Origin of the sequence: Pseudomonas sp. R45(2017) (genome assembly GCF_002112305.1) — a bacterium.
GTDB lineage: Bacteria > Pseudomonadota > Gammaproteobacteria > Pseudomonadales > Pseudomonadaceae > Aquipseudomonas > Aquipseudomonas paraglycinae.
Map to the genome: position 1 here is coordinate 1 of NZ_NEHH01000025.1, position 1243 is coordinate 1243.

Consider the following 1243-nt stretch of genomic DNA (forward strand, 5'->3'; position numbering starts at 1 on the left):
TTGATAACAGTCAGCCACCCACCGGGCGATTTCGCCTCCCGGGCACCCTAACTTTATCCGCAAGGAGCACCTCCCATGGCAACACCAGCGTACATGTCGGTTACCGGCGAAAAACAAGGCCTGATCACTGCCGGCGCTTTCACCGCCGACTCCGTTGGCAACACCTACCAGGAAGGTCACGAAGACCAGGTCATGGTTCAGGCGTTCAGCCACGACGTGATCATCCCGCGTGACCCGCAATCCGGTCAGCCAACCGGTCAGCGCGTTCACAAGCCAGTGATCATCACCAAGGTCTACGACAAGGCTTCGCCACTGCTGCAAGCCGCTCTGACCTCCGGCGAGCGCATGAGCGAAATCGTTATCCAGTGGTACCGCACTTCGGCTCAAGGTACCCAAGAGCACTACTACACCACCAAACTGGAAGACGCGATCATCGTCGCCATCAACAACAAAATGCACAACTGCCAGGATCCATCGAACGCCCACTTCACCCACCTGGAAGAAGTGCAGTTCACCTACCGCAAAATCACCTGGACCCACGAAGTATCCGGTACTTCGGGTTCCGATGACTGGCGTGCTCCAGTCGTTTAATTACGGCTGATCGTTTCAAGCATCGGCCAGCTCTGCTGGTCGATGTTGTTTACGCCCCTCCAGAATTTCGCGTACGTTGACCCGCTTTGCGGGCGTCGACGAGCGCCGCTGTACAGCACGAGGAACAAGGGATGTTCGCGCCGGCCAATGAAACCCACTTTGCCCTGACCATCGAAGGTCTTTCCGCCGACTTTCAGGTGTTTACCCTCACCGGTCGGGAAGCCATCAGCCAGCCTTTTGTGTTCGAGGTGGAGCTGGTCAGTGAGCAGCCGTCGCTGGACCTCGAAACCCTGCTGCACAAACCGGCCTTTCTGCAGCTGTCGCCCGACGGCAGCGGCATCCACGGCCTGATCTACCGCGCCGCGCAAGGCGATTCCGGCAAGCGCCTGACGCGCTACTCCGTGACCCTGCGCCCGCAACTGGGGTACCTCGCGCACCGGATCAACCAGCGGATCTTCCAGAACCTCAGCGTGCCGAAAATCATCGGCAAGGTGCTCGAAGAACACGGCATCCAGGGCAACGCCTACGCCTTCCAGACCGGTTCGATCTACCCCGACCGCATTTACTGCGTGCAATACGACGAATCGGACCTGCATTTCATCCAGCGCCTGTGCGAAGAAGAAGGCATTCACTACCACTTCCAGCACAGCGC

Annotated in this window: 2 protein-coding genes; both read left to right on the forward strand. The window is 58.8% G+C overall.

Annotated features, from left to right (window positions below):
* Window positions 1–75: 75 nt before the first annotated feature.
* A complete protein-coding gene (locus tag CAF74_RS28860) occupies window positions 76–591 on the forward strand; it encodes an Hcp family type VI secretion system effector (RefSeq protein WP_039767797.1) in 516 nt (171 codons plus the stop codon).
* Between the two features lie 131 nt (window positions 592–722).
* A partial coding sequence (gene tssI / locus CAF74_RS28865; protein ID WP_139832943.1) for a type VI secretion system tip protein TssI/VgrG occupies window positions 723–1243 on the forward strand: 521 nt, incomplete at its 3' end.

Bases quoted from the DNA above. Each gene is read 5' to 3' on its own strand.
- CAF74_RS28860 (WP_039767797.1), top strand. From the start codon at position 76: ATGGCAACACCAGCGTACATGTCGGTTACCGGCGAAAAACAAGGCCTG.